General features: G+C 76.4%; 13 protein-coding genes. 5 read left to right on the top strand and 8 right to left on the bottom strand.

Translation table 11 applies throughout. The features are described from left to right. Positions 1 to 7: 7 nt before the first annotated feature. The 4 genes from AC5WAM_RS34495 to AC5WAM_RS34480 form a co-directional block, all read right to left on the bottom strand. Entirely contained in the window at positions 8 to 4684 is a 4677-nt protein-coding gene (locus AC5WAM_RS34495; RefSeq protein ID WP_495519897.1) for a coiled-coil domain-containing protein, read from the bottom strand. Positions 4685 to 4778: 94 nt separating this feature from the next. Then, on the bottom strand, positions 4779 to 5672 hold the full coding sequence (locus AC5WAM_RS34490; RefSeq protein WP_495519896.1) for a hypothetical protein: 894 nt from the start codon (positions 5670 to 5672) through the stop codon (positions 4779 to 4781). Between the two features lie 76 nt (positions 5673 to 5748). After that, positions 5749 to 7275, bottom strand: coding sequence for a hypothetical protein (locus AC5WAM_RS34485; protein WP_366794992.1), 1527 nt, complete (start codon positions 7273 to 7275; stop codon positions 5749 to 5751). Positions 7276 to 7448: 173 nt separating this feature from the next. Beyond that, positions 7449 to 8153, bottom strand: a complete 705-nt coding sequence (locus AC5WAM_RS34480) for a GntR family transcriptional regulator (protein ID WP_495519895.1) — start codon at positions 8151 to 8153, stop codon at positions 7449 to 7451. A 235-nt stretch (positions 8154 to 8388) separates the two neighbouring features. Between AC5WAM_RS34480 and AC5WAM_RS34475 the strand changes: the two genes are divergently transcribed. From AC5WAM_RS34475 to AC5WAM_RS34455, 5 genes are all read left to right on the top strand, one after another. Next, positions 8389 to 9690: an MFS transporter gene (locus AC5WAM_RS34475; protein ID WP_366794990.1), complete on the top strand. Its 1302-nt coding sequence runs from the start codon at positions 8389 to 8391 to the stop codon at positions 9688 to 9690. Beyond that, positions 9687 to 10454 carry a putative hydro-lyase gene (locus tag AC5WAM_RS34470; protein WP_495519894.1) on the top strand — a complete coding sequence of 256 codons (768 nt, stop codon included), beginning with the start codon at positions 9687 to 9689 and terminating at the stop codon, positions 10452 to 10454. The genes AC5WAM_RS34475 and AC5WAM_RS34470 overlap by 4 nt, the downstream gene beginning before the upstream one ends. A 65-nt stretch (positions 10455 to 10519) precedes the next feature. Beyond that, positions 10520 to 11284, top strand: coding sequence for a LamB/YcsF family protein (locus tag AC5WAM_RS34465; RefSeq protein ID WP_366794988.1), 765 nt, complete (start codon positions 10520 to 10522; stop codon positions 11282 to 11284). A gap of 23 nt (positions 11285 to 11307) precedes the next feature. Continuing rightward, positions 11308 to 11922: a 5-oxoprolinase subunit B family protein gene (locus AC5WAM_RS34460; RefSeq protein WP_495523704.1), complete on the top strand. Its 615-nt coding sequence runs from the start codon at positions 11308 to 11310 to the stop codon at positions 11920 to 11922. Beyond that, positions 11919 to 12818, top strand: a complete 900-nt coding sequence (locus AC5WAM_RS34455; protein WP_366794987.1) for a 5-oxoprolinase subunit C family protein — start codon at positions 11919 to 11921, stop codon at positions 12816 to 12818. Before AC5WAM_RS34460 ends, AC5WAM_RS34455 begins: the two co-directional genes overlap by 4 nt. Here AC5WAM_RS34455 and AC5WAM_RS34450 read toward each other — a convergent pair. From AC5WAM_RS34450 to AC5WAM_RS34435, 4 genes are all read right to left on the bottom strand, one after another. Next, a complete protein-coding gene (locus AC5WAM_RS34450; RefSeq protein WP_366794986.1) occupies positions 12784 to 13641 on the bottom strand; it encodes an SGNH/GDSL hydrolase family protein in 858 nt (285 codons plus the stop codon). The two genes, AC5WAM_RS34455 and AC5WAM_RS34450, sit on opposite strands and share 35 nt — an antisense overlap. Further along, entirely contained in the window at positions 13638 to 14828 is a 1191-nt protein-coding gene (locus AC5WAM_RS34445; protein WP_495523703.1) for a glycosyltransferase, read from the bottom strand. Before AC5WAM_RS34445 ends, AC5WAM_RS34450 begins: the two co-directional genes overlap by 4 nt. 134 nt (positions 14829 to 14962) lie before the next feature. Then, complete coding sequence (locus tag AC5WAM_RS34440; protein ID WP_366794985.1) at positions 14963 to 16087, bottom strand: glycosyltransferase family 4 protein; 1125 nt, start codon at positions 16085 to 16087, stop codon at positions 14963 to 14965. 291 nt (positions 16088 to 16378) lie between these two features. Then, entirely contained in the window at positions 16379 to 17797 is a 1419-nt protein-coding gene (locus AC5WAM_RS34435) for a HEAT repeat domain-containing protein (RefSeq protein ID WP_366794984.1), read from the bottom strand. Positions 17798 to 17855 lie beyond the last annotated feature (58 nt).

The raw sequence follows: 17855 nt of genomic DNA, 5'->3' as shown, positions 1-17855 counted from the left end.
CGCGCCCTCAGGTCGTGACGGGCCGCTTGTACATCCGTGTCGCCGTGATCTCCCCGTGCACGGTCTCCTCGGCCGGGGCCTGCTGCTCCTGCGGCAGACCGGGGCGCAGATGCTCCTCGACGCTGATGTACTTCAGGCCCGCCCGCAGGTCCGCGTCGTTGCGCAGGCGGATGACCAGCGGGAACTCGGCGAGGGCGGTCGTGTCGAACAGCCCCGTGGTGTACAGCAGCTGTACGCCGAGGGCGTCCGACACGGCCCGCTGGAGTTCCAGGAGGTACGTGGCGTTGGCGCGGCCGATGGGGTTGTCGAGGAACAGCGTGCCCGCGTGGCGGTGCTTGTCGCGGCCCCGGTCGTTCGACCGCAGGGCGGCCATCGTGCAGTACAGGGCGATGGCGGCGGTGAGCAGCTGGCCGCCGGAGAACACGTCGCCCATCTGACCGACGGGGACGCGCTCGGCGCGCAGCACCGCGTCGGGCTTGAGGATCTCCACGGCGATGCCGCGCGGCTCCAGGGCGGCCTGAACTCCCCTGAGCAGCAGGGACATTCCGTCCCTTCGCAGGTCGGAGTTCTTCTTCACGGCCGCGCGCGTGGCCTCGTCGATGACCACGCCGAGGCGCTCCACCAGGGTGGCCTGGTCGGGCTCCTCGAAGCGGATGCGCAGGAACTCCTGGCCCGACCACTCGCCGAGGCCTTCGGGGAGCCGGGACAGGCGCTGGGCGGACCTGAGGGTGGCGAGGGCCGACTCGACGAGGCCGCGCAGCCGGTCGACGATGCTGTCGCGGTTGCGCTCCAGCTGCTCCAGCTCGTCGGTGAGGACGCGCAGGCGGGGCGCGAAGGCCTCCGCCCACTTCTTGGCGTGCTCGGGCAGCGCCGCGGCGGGCAGCTCGCGGATCTGCTGGCGGGCGGGGGTGCGCACCTGTTCGTAGCGGGTGGAGTTGGCGTGCCGGACGAGGATGTCACTGGCTTCGCGCACCGCCGTCTCGGCCGCGGACAGGTCGGCGGCGCAGCCGCGCAGCGAGCGGCGGGCCTCGGCGGCGGCCTGACGGGCCTCCTCCAGGGTGCCGGGGTGGGGCTCGGGCTGCTCCTCCGCGTCCGCGTCGGGGTGCTCGCGCAGCAGGTCGCGCAGGAGCGCGGCCGTCTCGTCGAAGCCTCCGGCCGCTTCCTCGGTGGCGCGGTGGGTGCGCAGGAGCGCGGCGTGCGCCTCCTTGGCCCGGGTCAGGGCCGCGCTGTGGGCGGCCAGTTCGCCCGTGGCCGTGCGCAGCAGCGCCTGGGCCTGCTCGGCGTCGGCGGGCACCAGGTCGGCGGGCAGCTCGGTGTGCGCGTCGCCGTCCTCGGGCGCGTGCCGCTCGGCCTCGCCGCGCAGCCGGCCTAGCTGCTCGCTGGCGGCGGACGCGCGGGACTCGAGGAGCTGGACCTGCGCCTCCGCGCGCGCGGCGGCGGCCTGCCGGGAGGGGCCGTCGGCGCCGTCGGTGCCTTCGAGGAGCTGGGCGGCACGGGTGCGCACCTTGTTGCTGAGCCGGTCGAGCTCGGCGAGGGCGGCGGACTCGTCGCTCTCGGCGCGGGCCTGCTCGGCGCGCAGGTCGGCGCCGACGCCGACCTTCTCGTACAGCTGTGAGGCCGCGCGGTAGGCCTCGCGCAGCGCGGGCAGCGAGGTCTTGGGGGCGTCCTCGTCGAGGGCGATGTCCTCGGGGGCGCCGGCGATCTCGGCGCGCTCGGCGCGCAGCGCGCGGGCGGTGCGGCGGGCGTCGTCGGCGGCGCGCTGCGCGGCCCGGCGGTCCTCGTCGGCGGCGCGGGCCCGGTCGAGGCAGGCCTGGGCGCGGGCCTCGGACTCCACGGCCTCGTCGGCCAGTTCGCGCAGTTTCGTCTGCCATCCGGCGCGCTCGCGCAGCCGGAACGCCAGGCCCGCGAGCGCGTCGGCGGCGCGGCGGGCGCGCTGGGCGGCCTCCTGCCGCTCGTCCCGCACGCGCGCGGCGTCGCCCGCGACCTCGTCGGCCTCGGCGCGCGCGGCACGGGCCTCGGCGAGCTCGGCCTCGGCCTCCTCGGCGAAGGAGCGGGCCGCGCGCGCGGCGGCGGCCAGCTCGGCGAGGCGTCCGGCCGGGCAGCCGGAGCGCCAGGACGCGAGCCGGGCGGCCAGCTCCCGGTCCTTGGCCAGGCGCTGGGCGAGGACGCGGATCTCGTCGTCGCGCCGGGTGGCGCGGGCGCGCAGGGCCTGCCGCTCCTCGTCGGCGGCGTGCTCGTCGTGCATGGCCGGGTTCGGCGGTACGAGGAAGACGTCGCCGTCGGCTTCCGCGTCGGCCGCGGGGGCCGGGGCGAGGAGGGCGGCGGCGGTGCCGACGGCGACCGTCGAGCGCGGCAGCAGGGCCGCGCCGGAGAGCGCCTCGCGGGCCCGTACGTGCGTGTCGGGGTCGGTGATGATGACACCGTCGACGAGCTCGGGCCGGGCCGCGAGCACGCGCGCGTGGTCGGTGGGGTCGACGGCCTGGGCCAGATAGCGCCAGCCGGGCAGCGCGGGGATGCCGTGTTCGCCGAGGAACTCGACGGTGGCCAGGACGTCGGGCCCCGGCGGCAGCAGCCCGCCGTCGCCGAGCGCGCCGAGGATGCGGGAGTCGTCGGCGGCGGCGGTGCGCAGCTCGAACAGCTGCCGCTCGGCGGCGGCCACCCGGTCCTCCAGGAGGACGCGCAGATCGTCGGCGCTGTGGTCGAGGTGCTCGGCGGTGAGGGCCTCGTCGGCACGGCCTTCGTGGTCTGCGGGCGCCTCGCCCTCGGGCGTGCCGCCGGTGGCGTCGTCGGCGGCCGCGCGGCGCGGCTGCGGCACCCCGGCGCCGGGCGCGCCCGCGGTGCCGGGCAGGCCGAGGAGTTCCGCGAGCCGCTCGTCGCGCGCGAGGGACTCGGCGGTCCGCCGCTCCCCGTCGTACGCCTGCTCGGCGACCGTCGCGGCGTCGGCGGCGCGGGCCGCCGTCAGCTCGGCGCGGGCCTCCGCGGCGGCGGCCTCCTTGGCGTGCTCGGCGGCCCTGCTCCCGGCCTCGCGGGCGGTGTCCCAGGCGGCGACCGCGGACTTCTCGGCGTCGCTCGCGGCGAGCGCGGCGCGCGCCGGGTCGGCGTCGGGCTCGCTGTCGTCGAGCCAGCCCGCGCGGACGGCCTCCGCGGTCTCCTGCTCGACCTCGGCCAGACGCTGGCGCAGGTGGCCGGTCTCGCTGCGGGCGCGCTGCGCTTCGGTCGCGGCGGCGGTGGCGTCGCGGTGGGCGGCCTCGCCGGTCTCCTGGAGGACGGCGGAGCGCTCCTCCTCCTCGTTCGCGTGCGCCTCGGCGCCCTCGGCCGCCGTGTGCAGCGCCCGTACGAGGTCGGCGGCGGCCTTGGCGCGGGCGGCGAGCGCGGGGGCCGCGTCCCGCTCGGCCTCGCGGATGGCGGCGGCCACGCGCGCGGAGCGGTCGGCGGCCGCCCGGTGGCGCAGGACGGCCTCGGCGGCCTGCCACGCCGCGTGCAGGGTGCGGGCGTCGGCCAGCTCGCGGCGCTGGGCGGTGGCGGCCTTCTCGGCGACGGTCAGCGCCAGGGAGGCGTGCCGGTAGGCCAGTTCGGCGGAGATGAGCGCGGAGCGCTCGCGGGCTTGCTCGGCCGTGGTGACGGTGTGCGCGGCGGCGGTGACCTGCTCGGCGAGGTCGGCGGCGCGGCCGCGCTCCTCGACGCCCCGGGCGGACAGGCGCCGGGCGAGGGTGCGGGTGCGCCGCTCGGCGCCCGCGTGCACGTCACGCGCGCGTGCCCGGGTCTCGGCGGCCTCGACGATGCGGCCGAGCAGGTCGACGGAGCCCGCGGTGAAGTCCCGCTCGGCGATCAGCTCGGCGCGGCGGCCCAGCTTGTTGCCGAAGCCGTGGACGAGGTCGGCGAGGCCGTCCGTGTCGCGCGTGTCCGTGACGGCGCGCAGCAGCAGATCGGTGAAGTCGGAGTCCTTCTTGACGGCGAACAGGCCCGCGGCCTCGCCCTCGTCGGCGTTCATCTCGCGCTGGTAGCGGAAGAGTTCGGGGTCGAGGCCCAGGTCGCCGAGGTGTTCGTTCCACCGGTCGTGGATCTCTTCCCAGTGCACTTCGAGGTGCGGGTACGCTTTGCCCGCCTCCGTCAGGGCGTCCCGGAAGCCCTTCATGGTGCGGCGGCGGCCCTGCGCGCCGGACGCGCCCTCAGCGGCGGCCCTGACGGCGGTGGACTCGGCGACGGGCAGCGAGTCCAGGCTCATGCCGGGGCCCGGCCGGAAGGAGTACCAGGCCTCGGCGAACTTCCGCGGGTCGTTCGAGACCTGGCGGCCGCGCCACTCGCTGACCTTGCCGACGACGACGCACTCGCCGGTCAGCGTGTGCTGCCACTCCAGGGCGACGTGGCCGCAGTCGTCGGCCAGCAGGAACTTGCGCAGGACGCCGGAACTGGCGCCGCCCAGGGTGTTGCGGTGGCCCGGCAGCATCACCGAGAAGATCAGCTTGAGCAGGACCGACTTGCCGCCGCCGTTCTCCAGGAAGAGCACGCCCGCGGGCGCGGGCCTGCGCGGCGGGCCGACCGGCTCCTCCTCGAAGAACTCCGCCTGCGCGGGCGCGGGGTCGGGCACCACGTCGCCGACTCCGCGCAGGTCGAGGACGGTGTCGGCGTAGCGTGCGCCGGCAGGTCCGATGGAGTAGAGGCGGACCCGGGACAGCTCGTACATGGCGGCGGACTCTCGTCGTAAGTCGTCGGTCGGTGACTCGTGCGGAACGGCGGGGCGGTGGGGGCGCTCCCCGGTGGTGGGGCCCGCCCGGGGGTCAGGAGTGGAACGGCAGGCCCGCGTCGGCCACCAGTTCCAGGTCGTCGGTGTCGTCGGGGGGCAGGAGCGTCGCGGAGCCGTCGGTGACCGGGACGACGCCGAGCTCCAGGAGCTCGGCCATGGCGGCGCTGCCCGCCATGTCGCGCACCTGGAGCTGGTAGCGGGCCGTCGTGCGGTAGGTCCCGCCGGAGTCGTCGCCGGTGCGCTGGAGGAAGCCGGAGTCGGTGAGGAACGCGGCGGCCTTGCCGACGATGCCGGTGGTCGAACCGGCCAGTCTGCGCGCGTCCTTGGTGGCTCCGGTGGAGCTGCGCCGGGCCCAGACGCGCCAGGCGGCCTCCAGGCCGGGGGCGTTCGTCGCCGGGTCGGTGTTCTCGCCCTGCTCCTCGGCGCGCTCCTCCAGGCGGCGGCAGACCTGGCGGACGAACGCGTCGACCCCGTTGACGGTGACGCGGCCGATGTAGCCGTCGTCGGCGAGGTCCTCGGGGCGCGGGAAGGCCATGGCGGCGACGGCGAGGTGGGCGAGGCCGTGCAGGAAGCGGTCGGTGGAGTCGGCGGCGGCGCGGCGCGCGTAGTCGCCCATGCGCACGGCGAACACGGAGTCCTCGGCGGCGGTGACCGCCATCCCCGCGCGCGGGGACACCTCAAGGACGACGAGGCCGAGCCCGGTGGCGACGGCGTCGGCGAGGCGCGCGAAGGGCGGGTCCTCGCGGTAGCGGCGCAGCAGTTCGCCGTACTCCTGGTCGCGGGCGGGCTGGAGCTTGGGCTGGAGCCCGAAGGCGACGAGCCGGGCGGCGTCGGCGGCGTCGGCTGGGGTGACGGCGGGCGTGGTGGCCGGGGCCGGGGCGGAGTCCGGCTCGCCCCACGCGGCGTGCTCTGCGGGGTGGTCGGTCACGGCTGCGGCTCCTTGCTGCGGATGGTCGGTCGTACGTCTCCTGGGGTGCCCGGTGCGGTGCCGCGGGCCCGGGGGGTCATGCCGCCTCCGTGCGGTCGGCGGCCATCCCCGCGGCGTCGAGCAGCGCGGTGCCGACGACGAGGTCGGCGCCGCCGAACTCCGGGTCGTCCAGCTCCGTGCCGTCGTCCACGGCGAACAGGAGCTGCTCCTCGCCCTGGCGGTAGGCGGTGCCCACCGGCGGGCTCGCCGCGTGCACGGCGAGCAGGGCGACCAGGTACGGCAGCTCGGGGTCGCGGCGGCGGGCGTCGGCGAGCAGCCCGGAGAGCCTGCGCGGCGCGTCCGGCGGCAGGGCGAGCAGCTCCATGGCGCTCGCCAGCTGCTCCTCGCTGAACCGGCTGTCGTCGGGGGTGGCGATGAGGTCGGGCTCGGGCATCTCGGCGCCCAGGTGCTCGCGCTCCATCGGCGGCGTCAGGAGTATGTCGACGAGGTCGCCGACGCGCACGGACACGGGGGTGCGCAGGCCCGTGCCGTGGGCGAAGAAGGCGTCCGTGACGCGGGTGGCCTGCTCGGCGGGGAGCGGCAGCACGGGGGCGACGAGCTGGCCGTACAGGTCGAGGCCGGTGCGGGCGGCGGGGGTGGCGAAGGCCTGCCGGTCCTGCTCGGCGCGGAACAGGGGGCCCGCTTCGAGGAGCCGGGACTGGAGCTGGGTGTGGCGGCGGATGCAGTCCTTGACGATGTCGACGAGCTCGGCGGCGCGGCGCTTCTGCTCGGGGTCCTCGGACTCGTCGCGGGCCTTGCGGATGTTGGTCAGGATCGCGTTCTCGTGGCGGTAGCGGTCGGCCACGTGGTCCAGGGCCTCGGCGATCATGTCGGGGACGGCACGCAGCCAGTCCACCGCGCGGACGTTGCGCCGGGTGGCGTCGAGGGCCTTGCGGAGCGTCTCGGAGTACTGGACCGTGCGGTAGCGCGCCTGCTCGGCGGCGAGCTGGGCGTCGGCGAGGCGGCCCCTGCTGATGAGCACCTCCAGCTTCACCTCGGCGGCGATCTGGGCGCTGGTGACGTCCGTGTCGAGGGCTCCCACCAGGACGTTCACGGCCTCGTCGGTGGTGCGGAGGTAGACGCCGCCGCCGTAGCCGGGGACTTCCTCGATGAGCTTGAAGTCGTAGTCCCTGCGGACGTACGTCCCGTCGGGGTCGAAGGTGCCGTAGACCGCGCGGAAGCCGCGGTCGACGCTGCCGACGTTGATCAGGTTCTCCAGGACCCAGCGGGCGACGCGCTCGTGCTCGGCGGCCGGGCGGCGCGGGGCCTGGGCGGCGACGCGGGGCAGCAGGCGGGCGACGATCTGCTCGTGGTCGGCGCCCGTGTCGAAGTCCATGTTCAGCGTGACGAGGTCGATGGCGGACAGGGCCACCTCGGCCATCGCGTACACCGAGTACTCCCCCGCGAGGTTGGCCTTGCGGGCGTCCAGGTCGTGCAGCGGGGCCGTGCACGCGAGCGCGCGCAGGCGCCGCGCCAGGCCCTCGTCGGCGGCCGGGCCCGGCGCGGGCCGCGGCCCCGCGCTGAGCTGGGGCGGAGCGGTATCCGGTACGGCAGGCGAAGTCACGGTGCACAGACTAGGTCCTCGGTCTGACAACGGTCGAAACGACGCAGATGCACCGTGCGGGCCCCGGCCTCGGGCACGGCCCACCGGGCCCGCCGCCGGGCCGGGACGCGCGCCGCCCCGGGATACCCCGCCGCCCCGTCCCCGGGTGCGCGGCGGCGCCCGCCGCGGCCGCGTCAGCGCCCGCCGAGCCCGCCCTCCGCCACCCGGCGCGCGTAGGTGTCGACCAGGCCGCGGCGCGAGTCGTCCAGGTACTCGGCGAGCAGCCGCTCGGCCTCGGGCGCGGTGCCGGCCCGGAGGGCTTCCAGGAGCTGCCGGTTGCGGGCGAGGTAGGGCTCGTGCAGGCGGCGCGGGTCGTCCACCACGTGGAAGGCGAGGCGCAGTTCGGCGAAGACGCTGCGCATCAGCTCGTCGGTGCGGTCGCTGCCGGCGAGCGCGACCAGTTCGCGGTGGAAGTGGATGTTGGCGGTGGACACGCCCTTCCAGTCCCGCGCGCGGGCCGCCGCCCCGCCCTCGGCGACCGCGTCGGCGAGTCCGTCGACGGCGTACGGCGGCGGTCCGAGGCCACGGACCACGGCGCACTCGACCAGGCTCCGGATGCGGTAGATGTCCTCGACGTCGTCGACGGTCAGGACGCGTACGAACACGCCCCGGTTGAGCTCGTGGACGAGGAGCCGCTCGTGGGTGAGGAGCCGGAAGGCCTCGCGCAGGGTGTTGCGGGAGACGCCGAGCGCACCGCCGATGCTGTCCTCGGAGAGGCGTGTTCCGGGCGGGAAGTACCCCTCGGCGATGCGGCTCCGCAGGATGTCCGCGACGCGTTCGGCGGTGCTGGTGCGGCCCAGCAGCGCGCGGTCGTCGGCGAGACCCGTCAGTTCAGCCATGCTCAGCGATCCCCTCAGCCATGCCGGGATTCAACCGCAGAGACAAGAACGAAACAACACGGGTATTGAGGGATCGTTGAACAATCCTCTACGTTGTCCGGCAAGCGGCTCCCGCCTCCCCGCCGGGGGCCGCCATGCTCAGCCCGTCAACAGCACCCGCGGCGCTCCCGGACCCCCTTCGGCACCGCTCATCAGAAGCACCCTCCAGCACCGCCAACCCCTCTGCGAGGTGCCCATGAGCACGACCCCACCGCCCTCCCCGATATCCGTCGACGACTCCCCCGGCGAGGCCCGGCCTCCCGCCGACGACGGCGCGTTCGGCTGGCTGCGCGCGCTCGGGCCGCGCGGCCGCCGCGCCTTCACCGGCGCCTTCGGCGGGTACGCGCTCGACTCCTACGACTACTTCACGCTGCCGCTGACGATGGTCGCCCTCAAGGCGTACTTCGACCTGAACAGCGGCCAGACCGGCCTGCTCACCACCGTCACGCTGGTCGTGTCCGCCGTGGGCGGCGCCGTCGCGGGCGTCGTCGCCGACCGCATCGGCCGCGTGAAGGCCCTGATGATCACGGTGGTCACCTACGCGGTGTTCACCGTCGCCTGCGGCTTCGCGCCCAACTACGAGACCCTGCTGCTCTTCCGCGCCCTCCAGGGCCTCGGTTTCGGCGGCGAGTGGGCCGTCGGCGCCATCCTGGTCGCCGAGTACGCGAGCGCCAAGAACCGCGGCCGCACGCTCGGCGCGATCCAGAGCGCCTGGGCGGTGGGCTGGGGCCTCGCCGCGATCGTGTACACCCTGGTCTTCCAGTTCCTGGACGACGACGTCGCCTGGCGCGTGATGTTCTGGACGGGCGCCCTGCCCGCGCTGCTCGTGGTCTACGTGCGCCGCAACGTCCACGACGCCCCGGAGGCGGCCGCCGCGCGCGAGAAGAGCGCCGACAAGGGCTCCTTCACGGCCATCTTCAAGCCGGACCTGCTGCGCGTCACGTGCTTCGCGGTCCTGCTGTCCACCGGCGTCCAGGGCGGCTACTACACGCTCGCCACCTGGGTCCCCACCTACCTCAAGGACGACCGCGGCCTCACGGTCGTCGGCACCGGCGGATATCTGACGTTCCTGATCTCCGGCGCCTTCCTCGGCTATCTCACCGGCGGGTACCTCACCGACAAACTGGGCCGCAAGCGCAACATCACCCTGTTCGCCTTCCTCTCCGCGGCCAGCATCGTCGCCTACACGAACATCCCCGACGGCGCCAACGGCCTTCTCCTGGTGCTCGGTTTCCCGCTGGGCTTCTGCATGTCGGCCATCTTCAGCGGCTTCGGTTCGTTCCTCAGCGAGCTGTACCCGGCCGCCGTGCGCGGCACCGGACAGGGCTTCACGTACAACACCGGGCGCGCGATCGGCGCCGTGTTCCCCACCACGGTGGGCTTCCTGGCGGACAGCTGGGGCACGGGCGGCGCGCTGATCTTCGGCGCGTTCGGGTACGCCCTCGCCGTCGTCGCCCTGCTGGGCCTGCCGGAGACGCGCGGCAGGGAGCTGCTGTGACCCCCGCGGAGGCACGCGCGAGGTTCCGGGCGGGCCTCAGCGTCCCGACGGCGGGCTGGGCCCCGGGGCACACCCAGGCGAACCTGATCGCCGTCCCGGCCGACTGGGCGTACGAGATGCTGCTGTTCTGCCAGCGCAACCCCAAGCCGTGCCCGGTCCTTGACGTCACCGACGCGGGCTCCTGGACCACGCCGCTCGCCCCGGGCGCCGATCTGCGCACGGACCTGCCGCGCTACCGCGTGTGGGTCCACGGCGAGCTGGTCGACGAGCCCACCGACGTACTCGCGCACTGGCGCGACGACCTGGTGGCGTTCCTCATCGGGTGCAGCTTCACCTTCGAGTGGTCCCTCGCAGCGGCGGGCGTGCCGCTGCGCCACATCGACCAGGGCCGCAACGTCTCCATGTACGTCACCGACCGGCCGTGCAGGCCCGCGGGGCGCCTGAAGGGACCCATGGTGGTCTCCATGCGCCCGGTCCCGCCCGCGCACCTGGCGGCGGCGATCGAGGAGAGCTCCCTGCTGCCCGCGGTGCACGGCTCCCCCGTCCACTGCGGGGACCCGGCCGGGCTCGGCATCGCCGACCTCGGCGAGCCCGACTTCGGCGACCCGGTGGACGCCGAGCCCGACGACATCCCGGTCTTCTGGGCGTGCGGGGTCACGCCGCAGGCCGCCGTGATGGCCTCCCGGCCGCCGTTCGCACTCACGCACGCGCCGGGCCGGATGTTCCTCACCGACGCCCGCGACGAGCAGTACCGCGTGGCCTGACCGGAGCGGCAAGCCGCGCGCACGCACGCGTGGACACGCGACAACGAACAGGAGCGAAGACGTTCATGACCTGGGCCTCGATCGACCTCAACGCCGACCTCGGCGAGGGCTTCGGACGCTGGCGGCTCACCGACGACGAGGAGCTGCTGTCCGTGGTCACCAGCGCCAACGTGGCGTGCGGCTTCCACGCGGGCGACGCGGCCACCATGCGGCGCGTGTGCGAGCGGGCGGCCGAGCGGGGCGTGCGGATCGGCGCCCAGGTCTCGTACCGCGACCTGGCGGGCTTCGGGCGGCGCGCGATGGACGTGCCGCCCCTGGAGCTCGCGGCCGAAGTGGCCTACCAGATCGGCGCCCTGGAGGTGTTCGCCCGGGCGGCGGGCACGCGCGTGTCGTACGTGAAGCCGCACGGCGCGCTCTACAACCGGGTGGTCCACGACGCCGAGCAGGCGGCGGCCGTCGTGGACGGGGTGCTGCTCGCCGACGACCGCGTCCCCGTGCTCGGCCTGCCCGGATCGCGCCTCCTGGAGACGGCGGAGAAGGCCGGACTCCCCGTCGTCACCGAGGCGTTCGCCGACCGCGCGTACACCGCCGAGGGAACCCTGGTGCCGCGCGGCACGGACGGCGCCGTCATCACCGAGGCCGACGCCGTCGTGGAACGGTCCGTCGGAATCGCCCGCTCCGGCACCGTGACCGCGCACAGCGGAGAGCGCGTCCCGGTCCGCGCGCGCTCCCTGTGCCTGCACGGCGACACACCGGGAGCGGTGGGCCTCGCCCGGCAGGTCCGCGCGCGCCTGGAGGCGGCGGGCGTCCGGGTGGAGGCGTTCGCGTGAGCGACTCCCGCGCCCGGCCGCGCATGACGGTGCTGCCGATGGGCGAACGGGCACTGCTCGTCGAGCTGTCCGACGGAAGCGCGGCGGAGGCCCTGCACGCCGAGCTGCTGCGCCGCCGCGCCGCCGGAGAGCTCACGGTGCGGGAGATCGTCCCCGCGGCCCGTACGGTGCTGCTCGACGGCCTCGACGCCCCCCAGCGGCTCGCCGCCCGCCTGCCCACCTGGGAGATCCCGCCGCTGTCCCCGCGCGCGCAGGACGTCCTCGAACTGCCCGTGCGGTACGACGGCCCCGACCTGGCGGACGTCGCCGCCCTGTGGGGGGTGCCGGTGCGGGAGGTGCCGCGGATCCACGCGGCGGCCGAGTTCCGCGTCGCCTTCTGCGGGTTCGCCCCCGGCTTCGGCTATCTGACGGGCCTCGGCGGGCTGCCGGACGTGCCGCGCCGGGCCACGCCGCGTACGGCGGTGCCCGCGGGCTCCGTGGGCCTCGCCGGGCCCTACACAGGCGTGTACCCCCGCACGTCGCCCGGCGGCTGGCAGTTGATCGGCACCACGGAGGCCGTGCTGTGGGACGACGCGCGCGCACCGGCCGCGCTCCTGACGCCCGGCGCGCGGGTCCGCTTCGTCCCGGAGGCCCGATGACCGACCGGGCCTTCGTCGTCGTGCGCTCCGGGGCGCTGACCACCGTGCAGGACGAGGGGCGGCCCGGCCACGCCCACCTGGGGGTGCCGCACTCCGGAGCCCTCGACCGGCCGGCGGCCGCGCTCGTGAACCGTCTCGTCGGCAACCCTCCCGAAGCGGCCGTCCTGGAGACCACCCTCAACGGCTGTGCGGTGCGGCCTCGCTGCGCGGTCACCGTCGCGGTGGGCGGCGCGCCGTGCCCGGTGACGGTGGACGGCAGGCCCGCGCCCTGGGGGATGCCGGTACGGGTGCCCGCCGGGGCCCTGCTCGACGTGGGAACCGCCGTCTCCGGAGTGCGCGGATATCTCGCCCTGAGCGGCGGCGTGGCCGTCGAGCCGGTGCTCGGCAGCCGCTCCACGGACCTGCTGTCGGGCCTCGGGCCGCCGCCGCTCACGGACGGGGCGGTGCTCCCCCTGGGGGACGCGGCCCCGGCTCACGCGCGCGTGGACGTCGTCCCGCACCCGGCGCCGCCGGGCGAACTGGTGCTGCGTCTGACGGCCGGGCCGCGTGCGGACTGGTTCACGCCCGGGGCGCTGCGGACCCTCACCACGCGCGCGTACCGCGTGGCGTCGGCGAGCAACCGCATCGGCCTGCGTACGGAGGGGCCCCCGCTCGACCGGGCGGTGAGCGGGGAACTGCCCAGCGAGGGCATGGTGCTCGGCGCGGTCCAGGTGCCGCCGGACGGCAGGCCCGTGGTGTTCCTCGCCGATCACCCGACCACGGGTGGCTATCCGGTGGTGGGCGTGGTGCGGCGCGCGGACCTGGCGGGAGCGGCGCAGGCAGCGCCGGGGACACCGGTGCGGTTCGTGGTCACGGGGGCGCTCACGCCGCCTTCGGCCGGCTCTCCGCGACCGTGAGCCCGGTGAGCGCCGCAGCGACCGACCGCGCGGCCCGGACGTCGAGGCCGCCGCTGGTGCCGCACAGCCCGTGCTGCACCTCCGTCGCGGCCAGGGCGAGGAGCTGGGGCAGCAGGTCGGTGCAGCGCCGGGCGACCCACCCCGTGCCTGCCGTGGCCAGCCACCACAGGCTCGCCGAGCGGGTGGGCGGCGGCAGTTCGGGCTCGCGCCCGGGCGGCGGCCCGACGGCCAGGCCCTCGGCGGCGAGCAGGGCGTGGCAGCGGGCGGCGAACACCCGGTGGCCGCGCTCGCCGGGGTGCAGCCGGTCCGCGCTCCACAGGGTGCGGTCGGCCACCCACTCCTCGTCGGCGGCGTGCAGGTGCAGCGCGCCGTGGCGCTCCGACAGCGCGTGCACGACCGCGTTCACCGCGCGCTGGCGCCGGGCCAGCGGGCGGCCGAGCGCGCCGGGGAGCCCGAGCATCGCTCCGGGGTCGGGCAGACAGGCGGTGAGCAGGGCGGCGCCGCGCCCGGTCAGCGTGCCGTAGACCTCGTCGAGGCGGGCGGCCACGGCGCGCAGGTCGAAGGTGTGGCGCAGCGTGTCGTTGACGCCCACGACGACGGACACCAGGCCGGGTCGCAGGGCCAGCGCCTCGGGGGTCTGGCGGTGCAGGACGTCCCAGGTCCTGGCGCCGTTCACAGCCAGGTTGTGGAACTCCACGGGCCGTTCGGGCGGGCCGATGCCCGCGGCCAGCAGGGCCGCCCAGCCCCGCCAGGCGCCGTCCACGGGGTCGCCGACGCCCGCGGTGAGCGAGTCCCCCAGGGCCACGTAGGTGAGGGCGCTCATCCGGCACCGCCGTGCCCCGGCAGCGCCACGGCACCCGGGGCCTCCGGCTGCGCCACGGCGCCCGCGTCGTGGGCCGCCAGGAACGCCGCCACCGCGGCGTCCCAGCCGAAGCCCTCCGCCCGCGCGCGTGCGCTCCGCCTCCGGTCCCGCTCGGGCCTGCCGAGGACGGCCTGGACCGCGTCCGCGAACGCGTCCGCCGTGTCGGCGGCCGCCGCCCCCGCCCCGCCCACGATCTCCGGGAGCGCGGAGGAGGCACTGGCCACGACGGGGGTGCCGCACGCGAGCGCCTCCAGGGCGGCGAGCCCGAACGTCTCGCAGGGCCCCGGCGCCAGGCACACGTCGGCGGTGGCCTGGAGCGCGCCGAGCGCGGCGCGGTCGGCGACGTGCCCCAGGAAGGTCACCGGCAACCGCCGCTCCCCGGCCCGCTGTTCGAGGCGCGGGCGCAGCGGCCCGTCCCCGGCGACGACCAGCACCGCGCGTACGCCACGCCCCCGCAGCTCCGCCAGGGTGTCGAGGGCCCTCCCGGGCCGCTTCTCCACCGAGAGCCGGGAGCACAGCAGGAGCAGGACGTCGCCCTCGCGCGCGTGGGCGGCGCGCAGCCGGGCGTCCCGCAGCTCCGGGCGCCGGTCCCGCAGATCGACTCCCAGGGGAGCCCGTACGACATTGCTCGCCCCTATGCGGACGAATTCGCGCTCGGCCCATTCGGTGGTGCACACCACGCGCGCGTAGGCGTACGCGGTACGGGAGTTCAGGGAGTCGGCGGCCCGCCGGGCCAGGCGCGGCGGCAGTCCCCAGGTGCGCATCACGGCGTCGGCGGCCTCGTGGGAGACCATCACGGCCGGAACCCGGGCGCGGCGCGCCCACGCCCCGGTCCAGCGCAGCGTCGTGCGGTCCGAGACTTCGAGGCGGTCCGGGGCCAGGCGCTCCAGGAGGCGGGCCACCGCGCGCCGGTCGGCGAGGACGCGGTAGCCGCCCGTGCCGGGCAGTTCGGGGCCGGGCACCGTCACGACGCGCCCCTGGTCGGTGTCGGCCTCACGGGCGCGTTCCCCGGGGACGATCAGGACGGGCTCGTGCCCGGCGGCCCGGTAGCCCCGGCCCAGCTCGTGCAGGGCGGTGCGCAGGCCGCCCGACGAGGGCGTCACGAAGTTGGCGATGCGCACGATGCGCAGGGGGCCCGTGTGCCGCACGGGGAACGGCCCGTCGGGCCGCACGGGGGCCGGGCCCGTGCGCGGCACGAGGTCGAGGCTCCCGCGCCGCACGGCCCCCGGACCCGCCGGCTCGGCCGCGGCACCCGCTCCGGGCGCCCGCCTCGTCCCGGGCCTCACGCCGCCACCGCCGTGCGCTCCGCGAGGACCTCTTCGTAGTGCCCGACGAGCTGGTCCCCGACGGCGTCCCAGGTCCGCCCCTCGACCGCGGCGCGCCCCGCTGCGCCGTACGCCGCGCGCAGGGCGGGGTCGGCCGCCATGGCCCAGACGGCGTCGCGCACCGCCTCGGCGTCGCCCGGCGGGACGAGGCTCCCGGTGCGGCCGGGGACGACCAGGTCGAGCGGCCCGCCCACGGCGGGGGCGACCACCGGAACGCCGCTGGCCATGGCCTCCTGCACGGTCTGGCAGAACGTCTCCAGGGGCCCGGTGTGCACGAAGACGTCCAAGGAGGCGAAGGTCCGGGCGAGTTCGCCGCCGGTACGGCGCCCGAGCAGCAGCGCGCCGGGCAGCGCCGCGCCCAGCGCGGCCCTGCTGGGCCCGTCGCCCACGACGACCACGCGCACTCCCTTGAGGCCGCACACCCGCGCCAGGAGCTCGACGTGCTTCTCCGGGGCGAGCCGTCCCACGTAGCCGACGAGGAGTTCGCCGCCGGGGGCGAGTTCGCGCCGCAGCGCCTCGTCGCGCAGCGAGGGGCGGAAGCGGTCCGTGTCCACGCCGCGCGGCCACAGGCGCACCCGGGGAACGCCGTGGGCCACCAGGTCGGCGAGGGCCGCGGAGGACGGTGCGAGCGTGCGGTCGGCGGCGGCGTGCACGGCCCGGATGCGCCGCCACGCCGTGGCCTCGCCCATGCCCATGTACGTACGCGCGTAGCCGCCCAGGTCGGTCTGGTAGACGGCGACGGTGGGGATGCGCTGGCGGGCCGCGGCGGTCATGCCCCGGGCGCCGAGCACGAACGGGCTGGCGAGGTGGACGAGTTCGGCCCGGTGCGCGCTCAGCGCCGCGGCCAGGCGGCGACTCGGGAGCGCCACCCTGACCTGCGGGTATCCGGGCAGCGGCAGCGAGGGCACGCGGATGACGGGGCACGGCGCGCGGCCGTCGGGCTCGGCCCCGGGCACGGCGGCCGGGGCGATGACCAGGGGGTCGTGGCCGCGGGCGACGAGCTGCCGCGCGGTCTGCAGGGCGCAGTGCGACACGCCGTTGACATCTGGCGGGAAGGACTCGGTGACGATGACGACACGCATACCGGTGTTGTCGTCAGATGGGGCGTGCCCACGTCAACGTGGATCTTTCCTGGCGAGGAACGTCCCATGAGCGTTCCGCTCCGCGCGGCGGGGGCCCACGCCGGGGACGTCCTGCGCGGCGGTGACCCGTGTCCGGGACGTCCTGCGCGGCGGTGGCCCCTGTCCGGGACGTCCTGCGCACGGGGAAGGCCCACGGCCGGGGGCGTCCTGCGCGCGGCGGCGGCCCATGGCCCTGCCGTCATGGGGACGGTCGGCCCCTCAGGTCCTGGCTCGCCGCCGCGCGCCGGGCGCTCACACGGCGGGCGCGTCAGGACCGATGCGGTTGCGCACCGCGGACTGGACCTCGTCCTCCTCGGCGGGATCGGCGGCGAGCCGCCTGAGCCGGGCGACGACGCGCGCGTCGCCGGTCTCCGCGTGCCGTGCGGCGACCTCGCGGGTGGTCTCCTCGCAGTCCCAGAGGCACTCGACGGCGAAGCCCGCGGCGAAGGAGGGGTCGGTGGCGGCGAGCGCCCCGGCGGCCCGGCCCCTGAGGTGGGAGGAGGCGGTCTCGCGGTAGACGTGGCGCAGGACGGGCGCCGCGCAGCCGATGCCGAGGCGTCCGGCGCCGTCGACCAGCGGCCACAGCGTCGGCGCGTCAGGACCCTCGCCGCGCACGGCCTCGCGCAGCGCGGCGAGCACCAGCTGGCTGTCCTCGGCGCCGCCCCGGCAGGCCAGCACGCGCCCGGCGGCGGCGCCCAGCACGTCCGGGCGTCCGGCCCACTGCCGGGCCCGCTGCACGGCGGCGACGGAGCGCATCCGCTCGAAGGTCTCGGCGGCGACCTCCACGACGGCGGACGACGCGCTGCGCGCTGCCTCCTCGATGAGGTCGAGCACGTCGGGGTCGTGCACGTCGGCGAGATAGCGCAGGGCGGTGCCGCGCGCCCCGTCCGCGCCGTACCGCGCCGCCGCGATGATCTCGGCGCGGTCCTCGGGCCCGGCGACGGCGCTCAGGCAGCGGGCCGCGGGCACGTGCAGCGCGGCGCCGCGTTCGAGCCCCTCCTGGGCCCAGTCGAGCACGGCCTTGACGCTCCAGCCGGGCCGCGGCCCGGCGGGCTCGAGCTGGCGCTGCCAGCGGTCGAAGGAGCCGCGCTCCCGGGCGGCGCGCACCCGGGCGCCGATCTCCGGGCGGGGGTCCTCGGCCCACAGCCGCCAGGGCCGCGGCTCGAAGGCGTCGCGGACGGCGACGGTGAGGGCGGCCTCGCCCTCGGCGTCGGGTGAGAAGCGGGCGAGCACGGGCCCGGCGAGGGCGCGCAGCGCCGCGTCGTCGTCGCGCAGGGCCAGCTCGTCCAGGGCCCAGGCCCAGTTGCTGCCGTGCTCGGCGTACCGGCGCAGCAGCCTGAGGGCGTCCGGGCGGTCGTACGAGGCGAGATGGCCGAGCACCGAGAGCGCGAGGCCGGTGCGCGAGTCGTCCGTGACCAGGGCGTCCTCGGGGTCGAAGAGGTGGCGCTCGACGGCGTCGAGCTCACCGTTCAGATCGAGGTACAGGCGGGCGTAGTACAGGGAGCGGTTCTCCACCTGCCAGTCGTGCCGCGGGTCGTTGAGCACACAGTGGTCGAGGGCGGCGAGCGCCTCGGCCCGGGGTGCGGTGAGCGCGTGCAGGGTGCCGTCGCCGCGGCCCCTCTGCAGCAGGCCGAGCAGCGTACCGCTGGGCGCTATGACCGGTTCGAACATGGGAAACAGCCTCACATCAAGCGTCGACGCAACCGGGAATCCGCATTACCTGGCCGTG

It is taken from the genome of Streptomyces sp. JLYT201, from assembly GCF_059448825.1.
Note: the sequence above shows the minus strand (reverse complement) of the source record. Positions and strands in the feature narration are given on the sequence as shown.